Here is a 23,097-nt window from a genome sequence, read left to right as displayed (position 1 = left end):
TTCGATCTGTCGTTTCGATCCCCCGACCCGATTCGCCGCGTCGCCAGCGTCGTCTCACCGGCTGGCAGCGTCGCCCGTGCCCGCTCTCCAATCCTCGAGGCCGCGCAACTCCGCCGTGACTTCGCTTACCGCTGCGGGCTCGAGTCGCCCCCGTTCGGTGACGATCTCGCTCACGCAGCCTGGCGGCGTCACGTCGAACGTCGGGTTGAGGACGTCGACGGGCGCGTCACCGTCGTACACCGCCGTCCGATCGCCCGACTCGAGGTTGACCTCCTCGCGGGTCGAGACTTTGTCGCTCGCGGCGACGACGGTCACGGGAACGCCTTCGCGTGTGGCGGCGGTCGCGAGCGCTCGCGTCCCAGTCTTGTTCACGACCGAACCGTCGGGCAGGATCGTATCCGCGCCGACGACGACGCGATCGATCGACTCGGTGGCGAGGACGGACGCGGCGGCCGCGTCGGCGTGGACCGTCACCGAACAGTCGACCGCCGTATCGGCCGCCAGCGTCTCGGCGACGGCGACGCCCTCGCGTGCCGGCCGCGATTCCGCGACGAACACCCGTGTGGGTGACCCCGCACGGAGGGCCTCGAGCACCGTTCCCGAGCGCGAAAGCGTCGCGACCCGTCCCTCGATGTGTTCGCCCGCGGTCGCCGCGGCGTCCGCGTCCGCCGCGATCGCGCGGTCGATCGCCCCACGCGTCGTCTCGAGAACCGCCGTTGCGTCCCGTCGACTCGAGCCGTCGGTTCCGTCGTCGGAGCCGTCGGAATTGCTCCCAGCGGCGTCGGTTGCGTCGATCCCCGCCGCGGTCGCCATCGCGCGGTTCACCCTGTTTCGAAGGACCGCCATCGCGGGACGGGCCTCGAGCAGTCTGGTCGCCAGTTCGGCGAGTTCGTCCCACTCCTCGTCCGGTTCCGTGCCGAACGCCTCCCGCTCGGCGACGAGCAATCCCGCCCGATCGCGAAGTACCTCGAGTGCGCGGATCGAGAGGAACGCAGCCCCGTGGTCGTCGTCGGCGGCGATCGATCGAACCGTCGGTGCGACGCGCTCGTAGGCCGTCCAGAGCTTCGGCACCGTCTCGAGGTCGTGGCCAGAGTCTCCGGCGGTGGCACGTACAGTGGCTTCGGAGTCCGCTGCGGTGGCACGCACACCGGCTTCGGCGTCGCCCGCGACGATCTCGGTCGGATCGGTCCACGCGAACTCGTCGTGTTCCTCGCCGAGTTCGATCTCTCGGGAGTCTGCCGTCAGATCGAACAGATACGGGTGGACGACCCACTCTCGGCTCGGCTCGAGGTCGTCGTCGGTGAATCGAATCGGTCGCCCGGACCGAACGAGAGAGACCCCGTCGTCGGAGAGACCGGTCTCCTCGCGAATCTCGACGCGGACCTGCCCGTCGGGGCTCCCTTCGGCGAAACCGGAGACGCCACTCCACTGGCCCGCGTAGGTGCCGACGACGTCGCTTCGGCACAACAACAACACCTCGCCACGGTCCCGGAGGAACGCGGTGACGACGTGACTTTTAGCTTCATCGTCGTCCTCACCGGCCCTGTCGGTGCGTTCGCCGTCTTCGTCCCTCCTGGCACGCGTCGGATCGCGCTCGCTCATACGTCGATCGACGGCGGCCGCCGGGGAATCGCTTTCGGGAGTCGACGTCGTATCCCCGCGTATGACGCAAGTAGCGATCCTCGGAGACACGCACGTGCCGTCTCGAGCGACCGGGCTCCCCGACTGGGTGGCCGAGGAGGTTCGAACGGCCGGTCGGACGATCCACACCGGCGATTTCGACTCGCGGGAGGCGTACGACCGGATCGCTACGCTCGCGGATGGAAACCTAACCTGTGTGCGTGGAAACATGGATCCCTCGACGCTCGAGTTACCGCGAACCGACACGCTCGTCCTCGAGGACGTCACCGTCGTCGTCACTCACGGAACGGGATCGCCGGGCGGCTGGCACCGGCGGGTGGTCGAAATCGCGTACGACGAGGTCGATACGGGCGAAAACGCCGTCGTCGTCGCGGGCCACACCCACGAGGTCGTCGACACGGCTCGGGACGGGATCCGGGTTCTCAACCCGGGTAGTGCGACCGCGGCCAGCCCTGCCACACACGAGACGATGCTCGTCGCTCATATCGAGGACGGCCACGTCACGGTCGATACGCTGACGCGCTGACTCCGCCGCCACCTGGGGCAGGCGAGGGAGGTTCTGCCGCCTTCACGCCGACGCCGTCTGCTCGGCCGAGACACACTCGATCACGCTGGATCCGTCCTCGAGATGGCCCGATCGGCAATATCGTAGACCGTCCGGGATTCCGTGAGTTATACTCGAGTGGGGTGCGAGTGGGGCCGTATGAACGCCGCGCGACGACAACGGAATCGACGACCACCGAGGCACCCCTTCCCCCGGCGATCCGGCGGACGGGGGCCGACACTGCGGATTCGATCACCATGACCGACTCGAGTTCCCACGAACCGAACGACGGCGAACCGAGCCGGGAGGATCGAGCGCTTCCGGTGTCGAGTGCGAACGGCGCTACGCGCATCGGCGTCGACGTCGGCGGCACGTTCACCGACGTCGCGCTCTCGGTCGACGACCGTCTCGTCACCGCGAAGGTCCCGACGACTGACGACCAACACGTCGGCGTTCTCGAGGGAGTCGAGAAGGCTTGTGACGAGGCGGGGATCGATCCGGCCGAGATCGAGGAGTTCGCCCACGCGATGACCGTCTCGGTCAACGCCCTCCTCGAGCGCGGCGGCGCGGAGACCGCCCTCGTCACGACGGCGGGCTTCCGGGACGTCCTCGAGATCGGTCGCCAGGACCGGCCGAGCCTGTATGACCTCGAGGCGGAGAAACCGGAGCCGCTCGTCCCGCGCGAACGACGGTTCGAAATCGACGAGCGGACAACGGTCAACGGCGTCGAACGGGCGGTTAACGACGCCGAGGTGTGGGTGCTCGCGGAGACGCTTCGCACACAGGACGTCGAGGCCGTCGCGGTCTGTCTGCTCCACGCCTACGCGGACCCGTCGAACGAGCAGGCGGTCGCCGAGATCCTCCGCGAGCACCTCGAGGTGCCGGTTTCGACCTCCCACGAGGTGCTCGCCGAGTTCCGGGAGTACGAGCGGACGTCGACGACGGCGGTCGACGCCTACGTCCGGCCGGCGATCGACCGCTACGTCGGTCGACTGGTCGAGGAGGCAGACGAGGCAGGGCTCCCGGCGCCGTGGATCATGCAGGCAAACGGCGGCATCGCCGACCCGGAGACGGTCCGCGAGCGCGCAGTCACGACGACGCTGTCGGGTCCGGCGGCGGGCGTCGTCGGCGCGGCCGCAACGGTCGACGAACCCGACGTCGAGGGGCTGGTCACGTTCGACATGGGCGGCACCTCGAGCGACGTGAGCCTCGTCCGAGACGGCCGAGCCGAACGGACGACCGAGGCGGCGATCGACGGCCTCCCGATCAGAACGCCGATGGTCGACGTCAACACCGTCGGCGCGGGCGGCGGCTCGATCGCCTGGGTCGACGACGGCGGCGCGTTACGCGTCGGACCGCGATCGGCGGGTGCCGATCCGGGACCGGCCTGCTACGGCCGCGGCGGGACCGATCCCACCGTCACCGATGCGAACGTCGTGCTGGGCTACATCGGCCCCGAGACCGCACTCGGCGGCGAGATGACCCTCGGGGTCGAGGCCGCCCACGAGGCTCTCGAACGGCTGGCCGACGAGGCCGGCCTCGAGAGCGCGCTCGAGGCGGCCCACGGTGTCTACCGCGTGGCGAACGCGACGATGACCCGGACGATCCGCTCGGTGACCGTCGAGCGCGGCCACGACCCTCGCGAGTTCGCACTCGTCGCCTTCGGCGGCGCGGGGCCGATGCACGCCGCGGCGCTGGCCGACGCCCTCGAGATCGATCGGGTCGTCGTCCCGCGGCCGAGCGGCGTCCTCTCGGCGTTTGGCTTACTCGCCGCCGACGAGAGCTACGACGCCGCGCGAACGGTCGGCGTCACGCTCTCCGACGCGGAGCCGACGGAACTCGAGGACACCTACGACGACCTCGTGGCGGACGTACTCGCAGACGTCTCCGATCCCGATCGGGCGACCGTCGAGCGGGCGGCCGACTGTCGGTACGCCGGACAGAGTTTCGAACTGACCGTCCCCGTCGGCAACGGCTTCGACCCCGCGGCGGTCGAGCGGCGGTTCCACGAGGCCCACGACCGGGCCCACGGCTACACGGCGGACGAACCCATCGAAGTGGTGACGCTGCGCACGACGGCGAGCGTTCCCGGAGCCGACCCCGACGTCGACCACGACGGCGACGGCGGCGCGCTCGTCGGCACCCGCCAGGTTCACTTCTCGGAGACCGGCGGCTGGGGGACGACCGTTTACGATCGCGACCGCCTCGAAGCGGGGACGACGCTGTCGGGGCCGGCGATCTTAGAACAGGCGGGAAGTACGACGGTCGTCCCACCGCAGTGGCGGGGGGAGGTCGACACCGACGGAACGCTCGTTATGGCTCGATCCGGGGGTGAGAAACGATGACGAACTCGAACGCGCCCGACTCCGTCGATGGGGGCTCGGATGTGGCCGACTCGAGCGGGGAGACGGCACCCGAAATCGACCCCGTGACGCTCGAGGTGCTTCGCAACCAGCTCGAGGGAGTCGCCGAGGAGATGGGTCGGACGCTGATCCGGAGCGCGTACTCGCCGAACATCAAGGAGCGCCGGGACTGCTCGACGGCGCTGTTCGACGCCGGAGGACGGATGATCGCCCAGGCCGAGCACATCCCGGTTCACCTGGGGGCGATGCCCGCCGCCGTCGACGCCGTCCGCGAGCGCGATCCACGTCCGGGCGACGTCTTCGTGCTCAACGATCCGTTCACCGGCGGCACGCACCTGCCGGACGTGACGATGGTCTCGCCGCTGGCTCCGCCGGACGGTCTCGACGAGTCGGGCGGTGGCGAGAACGGTGAAACCGATTCCGACGAACCAGAAATCGTCGGATACGCCGTCTCCCGCGCCCACCACGCGGACGTCGGCGGGGCGACGCCGGGGAGCATGCCCGCGAACTCCCGGGAGATCTACCAGGAGGGGCTGCGGCTCCCGCCGACCCGCCTCGTCGCGGACGGCGACGTTCGCGAGGACGTGCGGTCGCTGTTGCTCGCGAACGTCCGGAATCCGCGGGAGCGGCGGGCGGACCTCCGGGCACAGCTCGCGGCGAACGAGCGCGCCGAGAACAGGCTCGTCGCGCTGTTCGACGAGCACGGCCGCGAGACCGCCCGGGCGGGATTCGACGCCGTTATCGACTACTCGCGCGAGCGGATCGAACGCGAGATCGAGGCGTTGCCGGACGGCACCTACGAGGCGACCGACGTCCTCGAGGGCGACGGCGTCACCGACGAGGATATCGCGATCGAAGTAGCGGTGACGATCGACGGGGCATCGATCGACGTCGACTTCGAGGGGACGGCCGCCCAACTCGAGGGGAACCTGAACGCACCACTCGCGGTGGCAACGAGCGCAGTCTACTTCGTCGTCCGGTGTCTCACCGATCCCGAGATCCCGCCGAACCAGGGCTGTTACGAGCCGGTGAGCGTCCGCGTGCCGGAGGGGTCGCTGCTCGACCCCCGGCCACCGGCGGCCGTCGTCGGTGGGAACGTCGAGACCAGCCAGCGGGTGACCGACGTCGTCTTCGCCGCGCTCGCACGAGCCGCGCCGGATCGCGTGCCCGCCCAGGGCCAGGGGACGATGAACAACCTGACGATCGGCGGCCGAGACGGCTCGTTTACCTACTACGAGACGATCGGCGGCGGCTTCGGCGCACGCCCCGACCGCGACGGGATGGACGGCGTCCAGGTCGGCATGACGAACACGCTCAACACGCCGGTCGAGGCGCTCGAGGCGGAGTACCCGCTCCGCGTCGAACGCTACGCGCTCCGTCCGGACAGCGGCGGTCGCGGCCGGTTCGACGGCGGCGACGGCCTCGAGCGATCGGTTACCGTCGAGACGGACGCGACCGTCTCCCTGCTCACGGAGCGGCGTCGACACCGTCCGCGAGGCGTTGGCGGCGGCGAGGACGGCGAACCCGGCGAGAATCTAATCGACGACGCGCAGGCCCCGGCGAAGACGACCGTCGACGTCGAGGCGGGGACGACCGTTACGGTCCGAACGCCGGGCGGGGGCGGCCACGGGGATCCGGACGACCGCGAGGAGTAACTACCCGTGTACGAACGCGCACAGTCGCATAGCTATTTCGTGCTCGCGCCAGACGTTTCAGCCATGAGCCAGCCGCCGACCCGCCGGACCCTCCTCGCGGCCGCCGGGACGTCGCTCGTCCTCGCGGGCTGTCTCGAGGACCAGACTGGCACCGACGACACGGGAGACGAGGGAGCGTCCGGCGGCGATTCGGAAGAGACGGAAAACTGGCGGGAGACGACGCTCGAGGACGTGACGACCGGCGAGTCGTTCACGGTCGCAAACGCCGACCGCCCGGTCGTACTCCATACGTTCGCGCCGTTCTGTCCGACCTGCAACAGCCAGCAAGAGGAGATCGCAGAGAGCCATGCGGCGGTCGGCGACGAGGTCCGGTTCGTCGACCTCGTGATCGACGGCAACGACGACCCCGACGACGTCAGGGCCCACGCCGAAGAGAACGGCTACGAGTGGGCGTTCGGGGCCGCACCGGAGCCGTTCACCGGAGCGCTGGTCGACGAGTTCGGACAGGAAATCTCGGTCCACGCACAATCGCCATTGGTCGTCGTCTGTCCCGACGGGACGACCACCACAGTCGAGAAGATCGCACGGGCGAGCAAGATCGAGACCGCGATCGACGACGCCTGCAGGTGAGGCTGTTACTCGCGGCGACAGCCAGCGTTCGCCTGCCATTTCAGTTTCTCCTATCCATCATACGACCAGCCGCGGGTCGACGTCGACGACCACAAGCCGAGTGGCGCTCCATGCGGCTTCACATTTGAACCCTGGGTCGGACGTTTAAGTACGAAACCGAGGCCAGAGCGGGTATGCGTTCACCGCTTACCCGGACGGAACCACCGTCCGAACGCACGACGGATCGATTACAATCGCTCGAGTCCGACGACCGGGCAATCGAGGGACTACCGATCAGACTCGTCATCGCGCTCGTCGTCGGTATCGCTGCTCTCTCAGTGATGATGAACATGCTCGGCGGCGTCGGCGAGTTCGGCGACACTGAAGTAACGATCGAGTGGGAAGACGACCACGTCGTCCAGACGGGCGATCTGGCGGAATCCCTCAGCTTCTCCGTCGTCGACGAGGAGGGGAACGAACTCGAGGAGTTTACCGTCATCCTTACCGCCGGCTCTGCACAACTCGACGATCCGGTTCACGTCTCCGATACCAACACGATCACCGTTCCCGACGATGCCGATCTACGTCGGGACCAGGACACGGGGACGCTCGAAGTCGAAATCGTTCCACCGAGTAACAGCAACTACGTCGACGAGCGATCGAATCCCGAGATCGTTCTGATCGACGGCTAGCCACTCGGATCTATGTTCGAGGTTACGACGGAGATTATCGTCGGCGTCTCGTTCGGGTTCGTCGTCGGCATCGGCCCCGCGATCACCGTCGGTGCACTCGGGACAATCGGCGAATACCTGAGTCGAGAGTTCTCGGGTCGACAGAGCATCGCAGTTGCGCTTCCGCTTGCGGCTGGAAACGCGTACGCAGTCGGCTTGATCGCCCCTCCGGCCACCGCAATTCGAGGACACACACCACGGCTCGCCGCCGCATCGATCGTGGTTGTGACGCTCGCACTGTACGCGAACGGTCACGGGAGTCGAATCGGTTCCGAGTTGCCGATCGGGACGGCTGGCCGACTCGTCCGCGGTCGATCGCTATCGGGCGACGCGACCGAGGCGATCGATGCGAGCGGGCAGGTCTCGATCCAGTCGACGGGTGGCGTCCGTGATCTCGAGGGGTATCCACCGTTACCCCCGAATCTGCGGCGATCGCTCGAGGACGAGGTCTGGCGGCTTCCCGCGGACCTTCCGCGTTCGGAACTCGAACGTCGACTCGAGACGCGTCTTCGAACGAGCTACGATCTGTCGGCCGTTTCGGTTTCGGTCGACGGCCGAGCGCGGGCGACGATCGCCGCCGCACCGCCGACATCCGTCGCCGGGTCGCGGATACCGGAGGGGTGGCGTGCGATCACTATCGAGGCCCTGATCCCGACGGGGTTGTACGCGGACGAAACGGTCGTCCTCTCCACCGACGCCACCGACGTAGAGGGGATCGTTCTCGAAACGCATGCCTCGATCGACGCCGGTCCGAGCGAGCGAGACGCTGGTGAGGTGTCGTCGACAGCGGCCGATCACCCCACAGGCGGCTCGGAAGGCGGCCGAAGACGACTGACGGTCGCGATTCCCGCGACGGACGCCGAACCGGTGTTGGGAGCGAACCGAATTCACGTAACCGTCCCTCCCGACGAAACGACGCCCACAGTCGAGGCGTTCGTCCGCCTCGGCCGAGCGGGACATCACGTGTACCGATGCCAGGTCGGGAACGTCGTGGCCTCGATCGATTCGGAGACAGTCGACGAAGACGACATCACGCCGCTCGTTGCGGAGTCCGACGTCGCAAACGGTGGGCCCGACACACGCCACCGATGGATCGTCGATCCGGATCTGGACCGCCTCGAGGATCGAGCCGACGTGTTCGTCGTCGCCGATTCGACCACCATCCACCGACTCGCCGGACGTTCACGACGAGAATCGGACGGACCAGCGGGGGTTCGAGTGTCGAAAGAACCCGCGGTGAAACGATGACGGCGATAGCACAGGCAATACTCACGGAGTGGACCGAAACCGCGGTCGTCAACGTGTTCGGGTTCGGACTGCTCACCGGCGTCGTCACGCTCGTCGTCGCGTTCGCGTACCGCCGATACAGTACACGGTCGATACCGGCTGGCGCTGCCGTACTCGTCGGTCTAGCCGTCGTCGGCCTCTGGATAAACGTCGTCAGCGTCCGCCAGTCGACGATCATCGACGAGACGCCGGTGTTCCACCACGCGACTGCAACCTACTTCCTCGCCGCGTTCGCGGTCGGATCGGTCGCCGCCGCGGGTGGGCGACGGATCGGCGATGCCGTCGCGCGTGAGAGCGCGAACATCGATCGAATCGACGACCGAACCGCAGCTGCGTCGGTCATCCGGCGCGGACGACTCTCGGTCGAGTATCGACTGCCGGAGGAGTTCACAGATCTGCCCGGCTCTCCTCCCGTCGAGAACTCGGTCAAACGCGAACTCGCAGGGGAATCAGTGCTGGTTCCCTGTGATATCCCCGCCGACAGCCGTGTATCCCGACTCGAGAACCGCCTCGAGCGAGATTTCGGCATCGGACACGTCGCCGTCGATCTCACGTCGGACGGAGCGATTTCCCGGGTTCGCCTCGGTCGGAAACGGGTCGGAATCGGGTCGACGATAGCGCCAAACGCGGTCGCTCTCGCAGTTCGTGGTGTAGCTCAGTCGAGTGGGTCGACCGGAGAGCGAGTCGAGATCTGGACCGACGACGAGTGTACGAGTCGACTGGTGGCGACCGGAACACTCCGGGCAACGTCGGGAGACGTCGCGACGATCGTAACCGACGCCGAACGTGCCGAGGAGATACGCAGTCACGAGCGGTATCGGATCGTCACACGCCCCGCGTCGTCGTCCGACATCTACGAGCTCCTGTCGACCATTCGAGCGCTCGATCACACGGTCGCCAGGCTGACAGTCTCCAGAGACGGCCCTCTCGAGGGAGAGTTCGTCGGCTGGCTGTCCGGGACCGTGGTGGGTCTCGTCCGGAACGACGAGACGATCCCGTTTCCGGCCGAGCAGGTACCCCTTGAGGCCGACGACGACGTGTATATCCTCGGAACGGCTACTGACTTCGATCGTCTCCCGGTAGCGTGATCTACCGATTCGTCTCGAGATACTGTCGCTCCCAGTCGCGGCGGTTTTCGATCGATCGTTGGCCGCGGTCACTGATCGCGTAGTAGTTCGTTCGTCGATCCAGTTGTCCCTTCTCGACGTACTCCTTGTTGACGAGCGTATCGAGATTCGGGTAGAGCCGACCGTGGTTGACGTCGGTGCTGTAGTACCGTTCGACCTCCCCTTTGATGTCCTGACCGGATGGCCGATCCGCTCCCGCGATGACGTAGAGGAGATCCCGTTGGAAACCGGTCAGTTCATCCATGTTTCTCCCATATGATCACACCACGAGAGTGACTATTTGTTATCGAGCACGTATTTCTCCCGGCGATCCAGTTTCGGCGAAGCTACTCGTCGTACGATGTCACTGTACAGAACAGCAGGTCGCTACTCCGGGTCGGCACTGCTCTCGCATTGGCCGTCGAAGAATGAATGGTCGTAGAGTAAAACCCGTTACCGAACGTGAGGTGCCGTATTACAGGCGGGTGACGTTGGTGGCGCGGGGGCCCTTGGGGGCCTGTTCGATGTCGAATTCGATATCTGTGCCTTCTTCGAGGTCCGGGCCGCCAACGTCTTCCATGTGGAAGAACACGTCGTCGTCCGCGTCGTCCGTCGAAATGAAACCGTAACCGCCTGTGTCGTTGAAGAAATCAACGTTTCCTTTCGCCATTGCAATTGTACGAATCCACGCGACACATATAACAGTTTGGTTATACAATCGCTTTCGTTCTGGCCATAATTCCGGGTGAAAATTGCGCTAGAGCAGTTCGAACCCTTTTTTCAGTCGAGTACGAACTCCACTACCCACCAATAATACGGAAATTTCTCCGTAGAGAGTTCGTAACAGTGTGGATAAGCGGTATCGAACACTCACGGACAGAACCGACCAAACGTTCAGAATGGGGTCGAGTACCGAGTGGGAGATGAGTGAAGCGAGCGATCGAGCGAGGAGATATTCTTCGAGTGATCCTCGAGGACGTTTGAAATAGTATCGCTTACGTAGGTCCAGCAAAATCAGTCGGTATGACCGATCGTCACGGAGCGCCGACGGTGGCTCAGGTCACGTTGATCGGCCTGTTCGTCGCATCGCTCGTCACCGCGCAGTTGACTGCCTCGAAAGTACTCGCGTTCGATCTTCCGTTCGCGTTACCGGTTACCGGTGCAGAACTGGTCCTCCCTGGCGCGGCGCTCGCGTACGCGCTTACGTTCCTCGCGAGTGACTGTTACACCGAACTGTACGGCAAACGTGCGGCACAGATCGTCGTCAACGTCGCGTTCGTGCTCAACTTCGTCGTGCTCGCGCTCGTCTGGTCGACGATCGCCGCGCCCGCGGCCGAAGCGAGCGTCGATCCCGACGCCTTCGCGACGGCCCTCGGCGCGTCGACGAACGTCGTCCTCGGCAGTTTGCTCGCCTATCTCGTCAGTCAGAACTGGGACGTCTGGCTCTTCCATCGCATCCGCGATCGGACAGGGTCGGATTACCTCTGGCTGCGCAACGTCGTCTCGACGGGGACGAGCCAGGCGATCGACACCGTGATCTTCGTCTCGATCGCGTTCGCTATCGCGCCCGCTGTTCTCGGCGTCGGCGTCGTCTTACCCCTCGAGGCGATCCTCGCGCTGATCGTCGGCCAGTACCTGCTCAAGCTCGCGATCGCCGTCCTCGATACACCGGTGGTGTACGCCGTCGTCACGCTCGTTCGTAGCCGAACCGACGCCGAGGGACGAGCGGCGACGGCGTAGTCTCGAGTCGAGAGAGGCGTTCCCCCGTTCGCCAAGAGACGGGATTTTGTGGCTTCGTTTCCTTCCTCCGCCATGGACGAACGCGTTCGCGAACACGCGGAGATACTGGTCGACTGGAGCGCTCGAGTCGAAGCGGGCGACAACGTCGTGCTCTCGGTCGGCCCCGACGCTCACGACCTCGCCGTCGCAGTCGCACGGTGTCTGGGAGAACGCGGGGCGAACCTGCTCGCGACCTATTCTTCGGGCGAGCTCACGCGGGCGTATTTGCGGGCGTACGATGGAGACTCAGCCGTCTCGGAAGACGAACACGATGATCGCTCGAGTGTCGCGTTCGACGACGATCCGGCTCACGAACTCGCCTTGCTCGAGGAGACGGACGTCTTCCTCTCGCTCGGCGGCGGCCGAAACACGAGTGCAACGGCGGACGTGCCGGCCGAGACGCGACAGGCCTACAGTAGTTCCCGGACGGGGATTCGCGAGCGTCGGCTCGGGACGCGATGGGTGTCGACCGTTCACCCGACGCGGTCGCTCGCCCAGCAGGCGGGGATGGCCTACGAGGAGTATCGCGAGTTCGCCTACGACGCGATACTTCGCGACTGGGAGTCACTGGCCGACGAGATGGCCCGGATGAAAGAACTGCTCGACGACGCGTCGACGGTTCGACTCGTCGCGGGCGACACCGACCTCACGATGCGGATCGACGGCCGGACGGCAGTCAACAGTGCGGCTTCGGTCGCGTACGATTCACACAACCTCCCCAGCGGCGAGGTGTTTACCGCACCGTACGCCACGGAGGGCGAGGTCACCTTCGACGTCCCGATGACGGTTCGCGGGGAGTCGGTCCGAAACGTCCGCCTCGTCTTCGAGAACGGCGAGGTCGTCGACCACGACGCCGACGAGGGGGCGGACGTGATCGCCGAGGTGCTTGGAACCGACGAGGGAGCGCGTCGGCTCGGCGAACTCGGCGTCGGAATGAACCGCGGGATCGACCGCTATACGGACAACATCCTCTTCGACGAGAAGATGGGCGAGACGATCCACCTCGCGCTCGGGCGGGCCTACGACGCCTGCCTGGCCGACGGCGAGTCGGGCACCGACTCCGCGGTCCATGTCGATCTGATCGCCGACGTCAGCGAGAACGCCCGCCTCGAGGTCGACGGCGACATCGTCCAGCGGAACGGGCGGTTCCGATGGGAGGACGAATTCGAGGAGTAAGCACCACCTCCCGTCCGGAATGCGGTCCCGAAGGAATCGAACCGACTGCATAATTATACGTGTCTCCACACTCGAAACGAGTACCGCCCTGACCGGTGGCGGCCAGTAACCGGTCGAAGGGCGCTTTCTCGCGCCCCGTTCCCCGTTTCCACAGTGTCTGCCCGCCCCGCCGGAGGCGGTACGTATCCGGCCTCACTTTCAGATTTTTTGGCGACCGTGACCCTCACCAGCCTCGAGTCCGTACGTCGGGTATGCGAGATCAGTTGCGGGCCGGCGCTGCGATCTACAACGACGGCTACTACCACGCCGCTCATGACGCCTGGGAGGATCACTGGCTCGAACTCGAGGCGGGAACCGACGACGAGCAGTTGCTCCACGGGTTGATCCAGGCCACCGCGGCGGTCTACCACGCTCAGGACCGAAACTGGGACGGTACGACCGGGTTGGCCGACAGCGCACTCGCGTATCTCGAAGGGCTCTCATCGACATACCGTGACGTTCGTCTCGTTCCGATCCGGACGTATCTCGCGACGCTCGCCACCGATCCGGAGGTCGTCGAACGTCGTCCGCCGATCCGAATCGAACACGACGAGACAACGCCGACTCGGGCGACTCTCGGGTTCGAAGCGACCGCGATCGCGGCCAGCACCCTCGCCGACGCGCTTGGCTTCGAGGAGGAGTCGATCGAACGGGCCCACGCATACGCCGAGCGGGATCTCGCGGCCGGCGAGGACGACAGCCGGTTCATCACGCTGTTGTTCGACTTCGTCCGCGAGGACGACCATCGTGGGATCGTCTTCCAGCGCTTGACGGATCACGTCGACCGGCGGCGCACTCGAGAGGAGGACGTCGACGGCCTGTTCTGATCGCGGCGTTCGGCGCCAGTCAGTCGTATTGGGTGCCGATCAGTCGTGTTCGGCGGAGTTGTCCTGTGGTTCGTAGCCGAGGACCTCTCGAGCACGGTCGATCGAGTAGTACTTGCGGTCGTTGTCCGAGATGCCGTAGACGATCTCGTAGCCGTAGTCGGCGCGGATACAGCGATCGAACAGGTGCGCACAGTCGTGATAGGAGAGCCACATCGCTTGCCCGCGCTCGTAGTCGATCGGTGGGTGTCCCTCCGTGAGATTGCCGATACGGACGCAGGCGACCGAGAGACCGTACTCGTCGTGGTAGTACCGTCCCAGCGACTCGCCGGCGGCCTTCGAGACGCCGTAGAGGTTGCCCGGCCGCGGCAGTTCGGTGCCGTCGAGCAGGTAGTCGTCGTCCGCGCGGTACATCTCCGGCGTGCGCTCGTCGGTCTCGTAGGCCCCGACGGCGTGGTTCGACGACGCGAAGACGACGGTCTCGACGCCGGCGTCGACGGCCGCCTCGAAGACGGTCTGCGTGCCGTCGATGTTGTTCGTGAGGACGCTGTCCCAGGGCGCCTCCGGACGGGGGTCGCCCGCGAGGTGGATCACGACGTCGATCCCGTCCATCGCCTCACGGACCGCCTCCTCGTCGGTGATGTCCGCGACGACGAACTCGCCCGGTTGTTCCCCCGTCGGTGGGTCGCGATCTAACAAGCGCCACTCGTGTACGTCCGCGAGGTCGGCGAGAATCGCTTCCCCGACACGCCCCGCAGCCCCCGTGAGCAGGACGGACTGTACCATTCGTTCGGTGTGAGGGATAGCGCCGATAAGTATCGTGCGATTCCAGGTGAACGGGGTCCGTGGCATCGCCCGCGACCGATCGGAACCCCCTTGCCGAGTGCACTCGAGGAGTCACGTATGACCGACGACGTCACGCCGACCGACGCGGAAACGGCCTGCTTCGAGGCGGGCATCAAGTTCGGGTCGCTCTACCACCAGTTCGCCGGGACGCCGATTTCGCCGGCGAGCGCAGGCAGCCTCGCGCGGGCGATCGAGGACTCGATCGAGAACCAGCCACACTGCACCGCCGTCACGGTCGACGTCCGAGAAGAGGAACTCGAGGAGGCGCTCGCGGAGGCGAGCGCCGAGTACACCGAACTCACCGGACGGTTTCTCGAGGTCGAGATCGTCGTCGACTACGAGGGATGCGAGGTCGTGACGCGCATGGAGATGGAAGACGGCTACCCGCTGATGCGACTCGAGTCGGTCGGCGGTCGCGAGTGATCCCCGCCGACGGTGAAACGACCGATTTCGAGCCGACGCGGCTACGGGCAGGCCGGGCCGTCTGGCGACGTCATTCGGGCGTCTGACTGACCTTCAAGCGAGAGCACGTGGCCGTCGGGGAATGGGACAGCAATCCGCCCTTTCGATCGATACGGTGTCGTCGACGCTGGACGCGGTCACTCGAGCCAGCCGCCTACTCGTCCCGCTCGTCGCCGCCGCTGGAATCACCGGAGTCGGTACGTGCGTCTTCTTCGAACTGGTCTCGCTGTTCCCCTGTTACGCGTCCTCGAGTTTCTCGAACCGTCGTTCGTCCGAATGCCGGTCGACGTCGAGTGTCGTTCTGCGTCGATACGTCACCGCGTTCGACATCGGTTCACAGATGTCCTCGGCACTGCGCATCGGTTCGTGACACTCACGACGTCCCTTTCGGATTCCATCCCTCGTTCGGCCGGGAACGAATCGCTCGAGGCCGATTTTACTTTCACTTTCGGGCGACCTTTTAACCTCGATCCCCGAGAAGGGCAACCCATGAGTCAAGCGACCTTCGGCGACGACGACCTGTTCGGCGAGGCAGCCAACGAGATGCGCGAGGACGTCGAGTCCTCGCTCGAGGAGGGATGGGCCGCCCTTCCGGCGGCCGACGACGTCTGGGAAACTGACGCGGACAACGTGTTGGGCGTGTTGAACGGGCTCAACTCTGCGCTGGACGTCGGTGACGCCGAGGACCACCTCCGGGACGCCAAGAAGTGGTTCACGATGGGCCAGCGCGCCGACGCCTTCGACGACGCCGCGGACTTAGAGGAGGAGATCACCGACCTCGAGGACGCGATCACGGATATCGCCGACGCGAGCGAGCAGGTGAGTGACCTCACCTCGACGATCCCGGCGCTCAAGAGCACCCTCGCGGACGCCGGTGCCGACGAGGCCGACGACGGGGACGAAGACGCCGAAGACGAGGAGTGACCTCTCCGGTATTCGACACGAACGATCGGTCAACGCGGCTCGGGACGCGTAACGTCCCGCTCGGCGACCGCCTCCAGGAGTCGACCCAGCGCGTCGCTCGCCAACTCGAGTAGCTCTGTGCCTCGTCGCTCGTCACCGTCGGTCGGGTCGCCGACGACTCCGTTTTCCGAGAACTCGGCGGAATCGTACGCCAGGTTCGCCCCACTCGTCCACTCCCCCCAGCCGTCGGCAGCGCCTTCGCTCGCCGCCTCGAGTCCGTCTTCGTCGACGAGGTCGGGTGCGCAGTGCCACAGAAGCGACGTCTCCAGTGGGCCGCCGTGGCCCATGTCGGCGCCGTGGTCGCCGACCGCCTCGAACCAGGTGAACGGTACCGCGTACGCCTCGCCGCTTCTCGTGAGTCGGCCGCCGACCTCACGGAGGGCGTCGACGTTCCCGCCGTGGCCGTTGACGATCACGACGCGGTCGAAGCCGTGGTGTGCGAGGCTCTCGACCGATTCGCGGACGTAACGCCGGAAGGTTTCGGGCGATACCCACATCGTACCGGGGAACTGCCGGTGTTCCTCGGCGACCCCGACCGGGATCGCCGGCGCGCGGACGACCTCGCGGTCGGTCCGCTCGAGCGCAGCGTCGGCGACCGCTTCGGCGGTCAGGACGTCGGTTCCGAGTGGCGCGTGGGGGCCGTGTTGCTCCGTACTTCCGACGGGGACGACAGCGAGGTTCGTCTCGAGGTCGCGGACGTCCGTCCACGTTGCGGCGCGCAGATCCATGCGCGAGTACTCCGGCCGAGTCGTCAAGAAGCCGTCGGTGAGCGGAGGCCGGAGCGTACCGGTCGGGCCGTCCCCGAAACGCTTCACTGGCCTCGTCACGGAGTACCGGTATGGATCGCGGCAGCGTCGTCCTCGAGTGGCTCGTCGACGGGCTCCCGGAGTGGACGGTCGCAGTCGCCGCCCTCGTCACGCGCCTCGGCGACGTCGCGGTCCTGGTAGCCGTCGCGTTCGTCGCGTCGTGGACACTCGCTCGCGGACGGAGGTCACGGACGAGCACCGATACCGTCGACCGGCGGACGCCGTTTGTCCCGTCGGACGGCTCCAGCCCGATCGGACCGTGGGTTCTCGGCCTCGCCGTCGGCGGGCTGTCGGCGGTGATCGTCCTCAAGTACGCCTTCGCGCTCCCTCGTCCCTCGGTCGTGGTCGCGGTTCCCACCGTCGTCCCCGCCCCTCTCGAGCCCTGGTTCGTCTCGTCGGTGACGATCGGCGGCTACGCCTTCCCCAGCGGTCACGCGGCCGGGGCGACCGTCGTCTACGGTCTGGTCGCGCTCTCGGCTCGCGTCGGCACCCGACGGCTCCGTCTCGCGGTCGCGTCGCTCGTCGTCCTCGCAGTGAGTCTCTCCCGGCTCGTCGTCGCCGTCCACTATCCGCTCGACGTCGTCGCCGGGATCGCAGTCGGGGTCGGCTATCTCGCGGGAGTCGGATGGCTCCTCGAGCAGGCTCGCGGCGATCGCACGACGGTCTCGTTCGCGATCGCGTTCGGGCTAGCGGCGCTCGCCGCCGTCGCCAGCGGCTTCTCGACGCGAGCGCTTCAGTACGTCGCGCTCTCGGCCGGCGCGCTCGCCGCGTGGTCCGTCGCGAACCGTCGATTCGATCCGGGGTCGAAAGCGAGCTCGCCGGCCGCGTTCGCGGTGACGGGTGTCGCAGTCGTCGTCACGTGTTTCGTCGTGGCGGGCGCGACGGCAGCGTCGCCCGCGCTCCTCGGGGTTCTCGCCGTCGCCCTCTCCGCGCACTCGGTCGACCGAGGGCGGTGAGATCCGACCGCTGACCCGGAGACGGCGCACGCAGGGTCAACCTGTTTCCGCGCTCGCGGCCAACCCCCGGCCATGACCGACGACGACCGCGAACTGGGCGTCGAACTCGGCGATCTTCGGGACTCACTCGAGAGCCAGGAGTTCCCCATCAGCCAGGACGAACTGTTCGACGAGCACGGCGACGAGGAGGTAGAGATGGGGGATGAGACCGCGACGCTGGAGGAACTGCTCGAGCCGCTGAACGAGGACGAGTATCGATCCCTCGACGAACTCGAGGGAGCGGTCATGAATATGGTCGGCGACTCGGCGATCGGACGCAAGAACTACAGCGATCGAACGCCGCCCGCGACGGGCGAGAAACGACAGGACGAGGGAGCGCCGGATCAAGACGGACAGCGCGAACAGGAGTCCTTCTGATACGGTTCACTGTGAGTTTGTTCCGTCAATCGTCGACATCGGCGTCGACTTCAGTTCGAGCCTGTCGTTTCTGTGCCCGTTCGACGAACTCCTGTGGGAGTTCGTCGATCTCCCCCGCCTGGACGCCCCAGAGGTGCGAGTAGAGCCCTCCGTTCTCGAGCAGTTGCTCGTGGGTGCCGCGTTCGACGATGGAGCCGTCCTCGAGCACCAGGATCTGGTCGGCGTCTTTGATCGTCGAGAGGCGGTGGGCGATGGCGAACGTCGTCCGGTCCTCGGTCAGGTCGTCGATCGAGCGCTGGATGAGCATCTCGGTCTCGGTGTCGACGTCGCTGGTCGCCTCGTCCAGCACGAGAATGTCGGGATCTTTGAGCACGGCGCGGGCGATGGCGACGCGCTGGCGCTGCCCACCGGAGAGTTTGACGCCGCGTTCACCGACCATCGTGTCGTAGCCCTCGGGTAGGTTCTGGATGAACTCGTGGGCCTCCGCGGCTTTCGCGGCCGCGACGATCTCCTCGCGGCTCGCGTCGAACGTACCGTAGGTGATGTTCTCCTCGACAGTGCCGTAGAAGAGATACGACTCCTGGCCCACGTAGCCCATCGCACGGCGAAGACTCGAGAGCGAGACGTCGCGGACGTCCTGGCCGTCGATTCTGATCTCGCCGTCGTCGACGTCGTAGAGCCGGAGCAGAAGTTTGAGAACCGTCGACTTGCCGGCGCCGGTCGGCCCGACGAGCGCAACGGTGTCGCCGCCGTCGACCGCGAAGGAGACGTCGTCGATGATCCGATCGGCCGGGTGCGGGTCGGATCTACCCCACGTCTCGGTAGCGCTCGAATTTTCCCCAGAAGCCGATTCGGTCGCAGAGGCGGATTCGTCGGCGGCGGCCGACTCGTCGTCGTAGCTGAAACTCACGTGATCGTACTCGACTCGCCCCTCGCGGACCTCGAGATCGTCGGCGTCCTCGTCGCGCTCGATTCGGCCGGTCTCGTCCATCAATCCAAAGATCCGTTCGCTCGAGGCCTCGGCGCGCTGGTACATGTTGATGACCTGACCGAACTGGGCCATGGGCCAGACGAGTTGCTGGGTGTACATGATGAAGACGACGAACGTCCCGATGGCGAGTTCACCCGTGATCGGCCCGGGACCGCTCCCCGTGAACACCCAGTAGCCGCCGACGAGGAACGTGAGGACGAACCCGATCCCCGAGATCAGTTGCAACCCGGGGAAGAACTTGATCCGCAGCCAGATGGCCTCCCAGTTCGTGTCGTAGTACTTCCGGGAGACGTCCTCGACGCGGCCGGATTCGAACCCCTCGGTGTTCGAGGACTTGATGACGTTGATCCCACCTAAGTTGTTCTCGAGTCGCGAGTTCACCTTCCCGACCGACGAGCGGACGGCGGCGTACTTTGGCTGGATTTTCTTGACGAAGAGGTAGGTGAAGATCGCGATCAACGGCACGGGTGCCAGCGAGACCAGCGCCAGTTGGGGCTCGAGCCAGAACAGCAGGAACGTGATCCCGACGACCATGACGATGAGCCGCGTCGCGGAGTTCATCCCTTCGTTGAGAAACCGCTCGAGCTGGTTGACGTCGTTGCTCAGGACCGACATCATCTCGCCGGTCTGCTTGTTCGCGAAAAACTCCATGTCGAGTCGCTGCATCTTGTCGTAGGTGGCCGTTCGGACGTCGTGTTGGACGCTCTGGGAGAACGCGTTGAACCCCCAGTTGCGTATCCAGTGAAAGACCGCGCCGAACGCAAACGAGGCCGCGATCGCGGTGACGACGAACCAGAACTGACCGTCCTGTGTCGCCGGCAGCCACGCCTCCGGCAACGCCGACAGCGGGACCTGTTCGGCGAACGCGGCGTCGTAAAAGATCGCGTCGATCGCCACCGCGAGCAACAGCGCCGGGAGCAGATCGAGCGCGCGGGCGAGGACGCTCCCGACGAGTCCGACGCTCACCGCGAACCAGTAGGGACGACCGTACTCGACGATCAACCGCCGCATCGGGCTCTCGACCTGCTCGCGTTGTTCCTCGAAGGGGTCGTCTTCGTCCCAGTCGACGCCGCTCATTACGTCCGGCTCCGGGAGCGTCGCCAATAAGGGTTTGCTACGAATCGAAATATATCGTTGCCGCTGAGAGTCGACACTGCAGGTCAGTCGGCGTCGATCACGATCTCGTCGCCGACGTCGATTCCCGTCTCGTTCGTGTAGCCGCGGGGCACCTCGAGTACCCACTTCGCTCGACCGGAGTGGCGCAACTCCTCGCCGTCCTCGTCGGGTTCTGGCGCGCGGGCGTGTTCGATCGACGTGATCTCGCGGTCGGCGCCGATAAAGACGATGTCGATGTCGAAGTCCATCTCGCGCATTACGTACGTCCGATCGCCCTCCGTGGCGTGGACGAACAACATTCCGTCGCCGTCCTCGAGGGAGTCGTGGTCGCTCAGCCCGGTGTACCGCTGTTCGACAGTGTCGGCGACCTCGACGTCGACGGTGGCTTTCGGCTCGCCGTCGTTGTCGAGGACGTGGACGACCGCCTGATCCTGAGCCCAGGGGGCAGAAACGACCCCGGCCTGAACGAGCACGAATCCGACGATCACGAGCGCAGCGACGGCGAGAAGTCCCTTCCAGATGCGCTCCGCGGTCATGTCACGTCGTGCGGTTCGAGAAAGTAAAGGTTATTCGGACGGGGCGTTTCCGTTCGCGTACGGGCTCGTGGTCTAGCTGGTTATGACGCGGCCTTTACAAGGCCGAGGTCGGTGGTTCGAACCCGCCCGAGCCCATCACCGCAGCCATGCTCTGAATTCGCATGAGGGCATGGGTTTCAGGCTGATTTTTACCCTCGAATCGCAGTGAGTTCTTACACTCCGTGGTGCCTCCTCCGACCCGTATGGCGATTCCATTGGATACGACGTGTTACTGCGCCATAAGCTTTCGAATATATTCCAGTCGAAGTTCCTGTTCAATATTTTCGCCCGTATAAGTTTCTCTGCGTACCATATTGGAGTGTCATGTTTGGATTGCTCGGCGGAGATGACGAACCCGAGGTCACTATCAAACAAACTCCGTCTGGTATAGAGGTCTCGGTCACGGGGACGAGCGAGGATGCAACGGAGGATGTGATGGATATCGCTAATCGTCAGTTTAGTGCGCTCGCTGCGGATTCAGTTTCGATTCAGGGCGATGCGATTACTCTGCGACAGGACGATGACGGGGTGTACAGGTAACGTGATTCCTGATTAGTGTTGTTATTTTAACTATTCATGGCGTATTTTGTGCTGTGACGATACGGACAAGTGTTTGATTCTTCCGTCTACTGTATTGTGTTCATACTATTTCCGTCGAAAAGCATTTAAATACAAATCCCGGACCAAAATTTGCATGGTAGAGATAATTGATACACTTGACCTGAGCGAGTTAAAATCGAATGATGGATTGTATGAGAAATTATGGTGGGATAATGGTATATTCAAGCTCTGGGATTTAGGCCCTCGGACAAAACTCTATTATCGATTTGAGGATTACAATGACCCAGACCAGTATATTTACGTTTCAACCAGTCCCAATACGGATAGCGGACTTTGGCGGCTACACCCTGAGGAATTGCCATGGAGTTGTGAAGGAAAAGAAGTGGTGACTGCTGATGATGGGAAGAAGTACCATGTGTTGTATGCAAATGACTATGGGGAGAACAATACTGAGAAGTTATTAGCAGCAGCGTTACAAATGAAAGACGAGGATGTCGAGGATTATGAGTGGACACCTCCGACGCCACCTAAGCGACCCGCTGACGCACGGTTTGATAATCATAATCCGCAGGCTCATCGATAACTGACGTAGTGGTTTCCACTACCTCTCCTTCGCAATAATTTCGTGTGTATAAGTCTCCTGAATACGCATTATGCGAGCATGGGAGACAGAGTATTCGATTGTCCTCACTGTGAAGTTCAAATAAAGCAATCAGAAAACAGCGATATTAGAGATGAAGGCGACATGAAAGAGCGAGGAAAACAGCATCTGAAAACAGAGCATGAGGGTAGACTTCGAGAGAGCTTTGAGAAACAGGAACCCAACGCACCCGGAAATACATACAATGGTTACGTTGGGTACATAGCAGCGTGGAGCATCAAGCTCGAAGGGGAATCTCTTGACTTGGATGGGTTTGACTCGAATTAGCTGAGAAAAGGGGTGTTGGGAGTCACCGACGCTGGTAGTGTTCATAGACTCTCTCGGTCGTCGTAATCGAGCGGTGTCGGAGTCGGTTTCGTACGTCGATTAATCGGGTGTCTGGGTCTGCCAGCATGTAGTTCGCCACGGAGTGCCTGAAAGCATGTGGATGAGCTTCTTCGAACTCTGACGGCTTTCCATCGGTTCTTTTGGGACAAACATCGCCCTCAATGGCCAGCCTTTCAGTGATGTTTCTGGCGCTGTTAGTGTTGATATGCCCTCCTTGGCGACTTGGGAACAGGTAGTCTTCTCCAGCTTCCTCTAATTCGCTGAAATACATCCGTAGCAACCGTGTTGTATTGAAATGCCCGTAAGGGTCCAGTCGTAGAGTCGCTGCCCGGGGAGACTTGTTTTCCACAGGATACTCTTTTTGAACCCCTGCCGGAATCGTGACTTCCCCTGAATCGAGGTCAAACATGTGCCGTGTGAGTCGGATGGTTTCTCTCGGTCTCGTTCCAAGGTCTGCGGAGATTGTGACGAACACTTCGTCCCGAAGGGACGTGTCATATCGTGATTCTCGGCTGTGTGCGGCGTCTCTGAGGTCTTCGATTTGAGAGAGTGTGAAGTGACGGTGTACGACTTGTTCTTGTTCACTATCCGTCTTTAGCTAAGCGAGAAACCACGTGACAGCGGCGACTTATCGAGGCATCTTTTTGAGAGGAATGAGGAGG

The 23,097-nt window shown here is 64.4% G+C and carries 25 protein-coding genes and 1 tRNA gene; 18 read left to right on the top strand and 8 right to left on the bottom strand.

Translation table 11 applies throughout. The features are described from left to right. Positions 1–54: 54 nt before the first annotated feature. Positions 55–1,602, bottom strand: a complete 1,548-nt coding sequence (locus tag FYC77_RS06545) for an NUDIX domain-containing protein (protein WP_149080704.1) — start codon at positions 1,600–1,602, stop codon at positions 55–57. A 61-nt stretch (positions 1,603–1,663) separates the two neighbouring features. Between FYC77_RS06545 and FYC77_RS06540 the strand changes: the two genes are divergently transcribed. The 7 genes from FYC77_RS06540 to FYC77_RS06510 all read left to right on the top strand — a co-directional run bounded on the left by FYC77_RS06540 (position 1,664) and on the right by FYC77_RS06510 (position 9,918). Then, positions 1,664–2,167, top strand: a complete 504-nt coding sequence (locus FYC77_RS06540) for a metallophosphoesterase family protein (RefSeq protein WP_149080703.1) — start codon at positions 1,664–1,666, stop codon at positions 2,165–2,167. Between the two features lie 275 nt (positions 2,168–2,442). Further along, positions 2,443–4,530 carry a hydantoinase/oxoprolinase family protein gene (locus tag FYC77_RS06535; RefSeq protein ID WP_149080821.1) on the top strand — a complete coding sequence of 696 codons (2,088 nt, stop codon included), beginning with the start codon at positions 2,443–2,445 and terminating at the stop codon, positions 4,528–4,530. Continuing rightward, positions 4,527–6,203 (top strand): hydantoinase B/oxoprolinase family protein, encoded by a 1,677-nt coding sequence (locus FYC77_RS06530; RefSeq protein WP_149080702.1) that lies wholly within the window; start codon positions 4,527–4,529, stop codon positions 6,201–6,203. Before FYC77_RS06535 ends, FYC77_RS06530 begins: the two co-directional genes overlap by 4 nt. Before the next feature lie 63 nt (positions 6,204–6,266). Then, complete coding sequence (locus tag FYC77_RS06525) at positions 6,267–6,833, top strand: TlpA family protein disulfide reductase (RefSeq protein WP_149080701.1); 567 nt, start codon at positions 6,267–6,269, stop codon at positions 6,831–6,833. A 173-nt stretch (positions 6,834–7,006) separates the two neighbouring features. Continuing rightward, a complete protein-coding gene (locus FYC77_RS06520; protein ID WP_149080700.1) occupies positions 7,007–7,504 on the top strand; it encodes a DUF7382 domain-containing protein in 498 nt (165 codons plus the stop codon). 12 nt (positions 7,505–7,516) lie between these two features. Then, positions 7,517–8,791 (top strand): polyphosphate polymerase domain-containing protein, encoded by a 1,275-nt coding sequence (locus FYC77_RS06515; protein WP_149080699.1) that lies wholly within the window; start codon positions 7,517–7,519, stop codon positions 8,789–8,791. After that, the gene (locus FYC77_RS06510; RefSeq protein WP_149080698.1) at positions 8,788–9,918 is read left to right on the top strand and encodes a hypothetical protein; all 1,131 of its coding nucleotides are present in this window, start codon (positions 8,788–8,790) and stop codon (positions 9,916–9,918) included. The genes FYC77_RS06515 and FYC77_RS06510 overlap by 4 nt, the downstream gene beginning before the upstream one ends. Before the next feature lies 1 nt (position 9,919). Here the strand turns inward: FYC77_RS06510 and FYC77_RS06505 are convergent, their stop codons facing one another. Continuing rightward, the gene (locus FYC77_RS06505; RefSeq protein ID WP_149080697.1) at positions 9,920–10,201 is read right to left on the bottom strand and encodes a PadR family transcriptional regulator; all 282 of its coding nucleotides are present in this window, start codon (positions 10,199–10,201) and stop codon (positions 9,920–9,922) included. Positions 10,202–10,411: 210 nt separating this feature from the next. Beyond that, positions 10,412–10,606, bottom strand: coding sequence for a cold-shock protein (locus FYC77_RS06500; protein ID WP_006087767.1), 195 nt, complete (start codon positions 10,604–10,606; stop codon positions 10,412–10,414). Between the two features lie 353 nt (positions 10,607–10,959). On the opposite strand from FYC77_RS06500, the gene FYC77_RS06495 reads away from it, so the two are divergent. The 3 genes from FYC77_RS06495 to FYC77_RS06485 all read left to right on the top strand — a co-directional run bounded on the left by FYC77_RS06495 (position 10,960) and on the right by FYC77_RS06485 (position 13,757). Continuing rightward, entirely contained in the window at positions 10,960–11,676 is a 717-nt protein-coding gene (locus FYC77_RS06495) for a queuosine precursor transporter (RefSeq protein ID WP_149080696.1), read from the top strand. Positions 11,677–11,748: 72 nt separating this feature from the next. Then, a complete protein-coding gene (locus FYC77_RS06490) occupies positions 11,749–12,891 on the top strand; it encodes an aminopeptidase (protein WP_149080695.1) in 1,143 nt (380 codons plus the stop codon). Positions 12,892–13,142: 251 nt separating this feature from the next. Next, the gene (locus tag FYC77_RS06485; protein WP_149080694.1) at positions 13,143–13,757 is read left to right on the top strand and encodes a DUF309 domain-containing protein; all 615 of its coding nucleotides are present in this window, start codon (positions 13,143–13,145) and stop codon (positions 13,755–13,757) included. A gap of 39 nt (positions 13,758–13,796) precedes the next feature. Here FYC77_RS06485 and azf read toward each other — a convergent pair whose 3' ends face one another. Next, the gene (gene azf, locus FYC77_RS06480) at positions 13,797–14,540 is read right to left on the bottom strand and encodes an NAD-dependent glucose-6-phosphate dehydrogenase Azf (RefSeq protein ID WP_149080693.1); all 744 of its coding nucleotides are present in this window, start codon (positions 14,538–14,540) and stop codon (positions 13,797–13,799) included. A 117-nt stretch (positions 14,541–14,657) separates the two neighbouring features. Between azf and FYC77_RS06475 the strand changes: the two genes are divergently transcribed. The 3 genes from FYC77_RS06475 to FYC77_RS06465 all read left to right on the top strand — a co-directional run bounded on the left by FYC77_RS06475 (position 14,658) and on the right by FYC77_RS06465 (position 15,986). Next, a complete protein-coding gene (locus tag FYC77_RS06475) occupies positions 14,658–15,023 on the top strand; it encodes a dihydroneopterin aldolase family protein (protein ID WP_149080692.1) in 366 nt (121 codons plus the stop codon). A gap of 121 nt (positions 15,024–15,144) precedes the next feature. After that, on the top strand, positions 15,145–15,432 hold the full coding sequence (locus tag FYC77_RS06470) for a hypothetical protein (RefSeq protein WP_149080691.1): 288 nt from the start codon (positions 15,145–15,147) through the stop codon (positions 15,430–15,432). Positions 15,433–15,551: 119 nt separating this feature from the next. Beyond that, positions 15,552–15,986: a DUF5790 family protein gene (locus tag FYC77_RS06465; RefSeq protein WP_149080690.1), complete on the top strand. Its 435-nt coding sequence runs from the start codon at positions 15,552–15,554 to the stop codon at positions 15,984–15,986. A 29-nt stretch (positions 15,987–16,015) separates the two neighbouring features. Here FYC77_RS06465 and FYC77_RS06460 read toward each other — a convergent pair whose 3' ends face one another. Then, positions 16,016–16,753 (bottom strand): creatininase family protein, encoded by a 738-nt coding sequence (locus FYC77_RS06460; protein WP_149080689.1) that lies wholly within the window; start codon positions 16,751–16,753, stop codon positions 16,016–16,018. Positions 16,754–16,863: 110 nt separating this feature from the next. Between FYC77_RS06460 and FYC77_RS06455 the strand changes: the two genes are divergently transcribed. Both FYC77_RS06455 and FYC77_RS06450 read left to right on the top strand, forming a co-directional pair. Then, entirely contained in the window at positions 16,864–17,787 is a 924-nt protein-coding gene (locus FYC77_RS06455; protein ID WP_149080688.1) for a phosphatase PAP2 family protein, read from the top strand. Positions 17,788–17,859: 72 nt separating this feature from the next. After that, positions 17,860–18,204 (top strand): DUF5789 family protein, encoded by a 345-nt coding sequence (locus tag FYC77_RS06450; protein ID WP_149080687.1) that lies wholly within the window; start codon positions 17,860–17,862, stop codon positions 18,202–18,204. Positions 18,205–18,229: 25 nt separating this feature from the next. Here the strand turns inward: FYC77_RS06450 and FYC77_RS06445 are convergent, their stop codons facing one another. Both FYC77_RS06445 and FYC77_RS06440 read right to left on the bottom strand, forming a co-directional pair. Continuing rightward, positions 18,230–20,272, bottom strand: a complete 2,043-nt coding sequence (locus FYC77_RS06445; protein WP_149080686.1) for an ABC transporter ATP-binding protein — start codon at positions 20,270–20,272, stop codon at positions 18,230–18,232. A gap of 83 nt (positions 20,273–20,355) precedes the next feature. Next, positions 20,356–20,847 carry a DUF192 domain-containing protein gene (locus tag FYC77_RS06440; protein ID WP_149080685.1) on the bottom strand — a complete coding sequence of 164 codons (492 nt, stop codon included), beginning with the start codon at positions 20,845–20,847 and terminating at the stop codon, positions 20,356–20,358. Positions 20,848–20,908: 61 nt separating this feature from the next. Here FYC77_RS06440 and FYC77_RS06435 point away from each other — a divergent pair. The 3 genes from FYC77_RS06435 to FYC77_RS06425 all read left to right on the top strand — a co-directional run bounded on the left by FYC77_RS06435 (position 20,909) and on the right by FYC77_RS06425 (position 22,375). Then, positions 20,909–20,982, top strand: a tRNA-Val gene (locus FYC77_RS06435). Between the two features lie 598 nt (positions 20,983–21,580). Further along, entirely contained in the window at positions 21,581–22,030 is a 450-nt protein-coding gene (locus FYC77_RS06430; RefSeq protein WP_149080684.1) for a P-loop NTPase family protein, read from the top strand. A 78-nt stretch (positions 22,031–22,108) separates the two neighbouring features. After that, on the top strand, positions 22,109–22,375 hold the full coding sequence (locus FYC77_RS06425; protein WP_149080683.1) for a hypothetical protein: 267 nt from the start codon (positions 22,109–22,111) through the stop codon (positions 22,373–22,375). Positions 22,376–22,397: 22 nt separating this feature from the next. Here FYC77_RS06425 and FYC77_RS06420 read toward each other — a convergent pair whose 3' ends face one another. Further along, positions 22,398–22,976, bottom strand: coding sequence for a tyrosine-type recombinase/integrase (locus FYC77_RS06420; protein ID WP_238386819.1), 579 nt, complete (start codon positions 22,974–22,976; stop codon positions 22,398–22,400). Positions 22,977–23,097: the final 121 nt, after the last annotated feature.

This window comes from Natrialba swarupiae, from assembly GCF_008245225.1.
Classification (GTDB): Archaea; Halobacteriota; Halobacteria; order Halobacteriales; family Natrialbaceae; genus Natrarchaeobius; species Natrarchaeobius swarupiae.
This window is presented reverse-complemented; position numbering and strand designations above follow the sequence as displayed.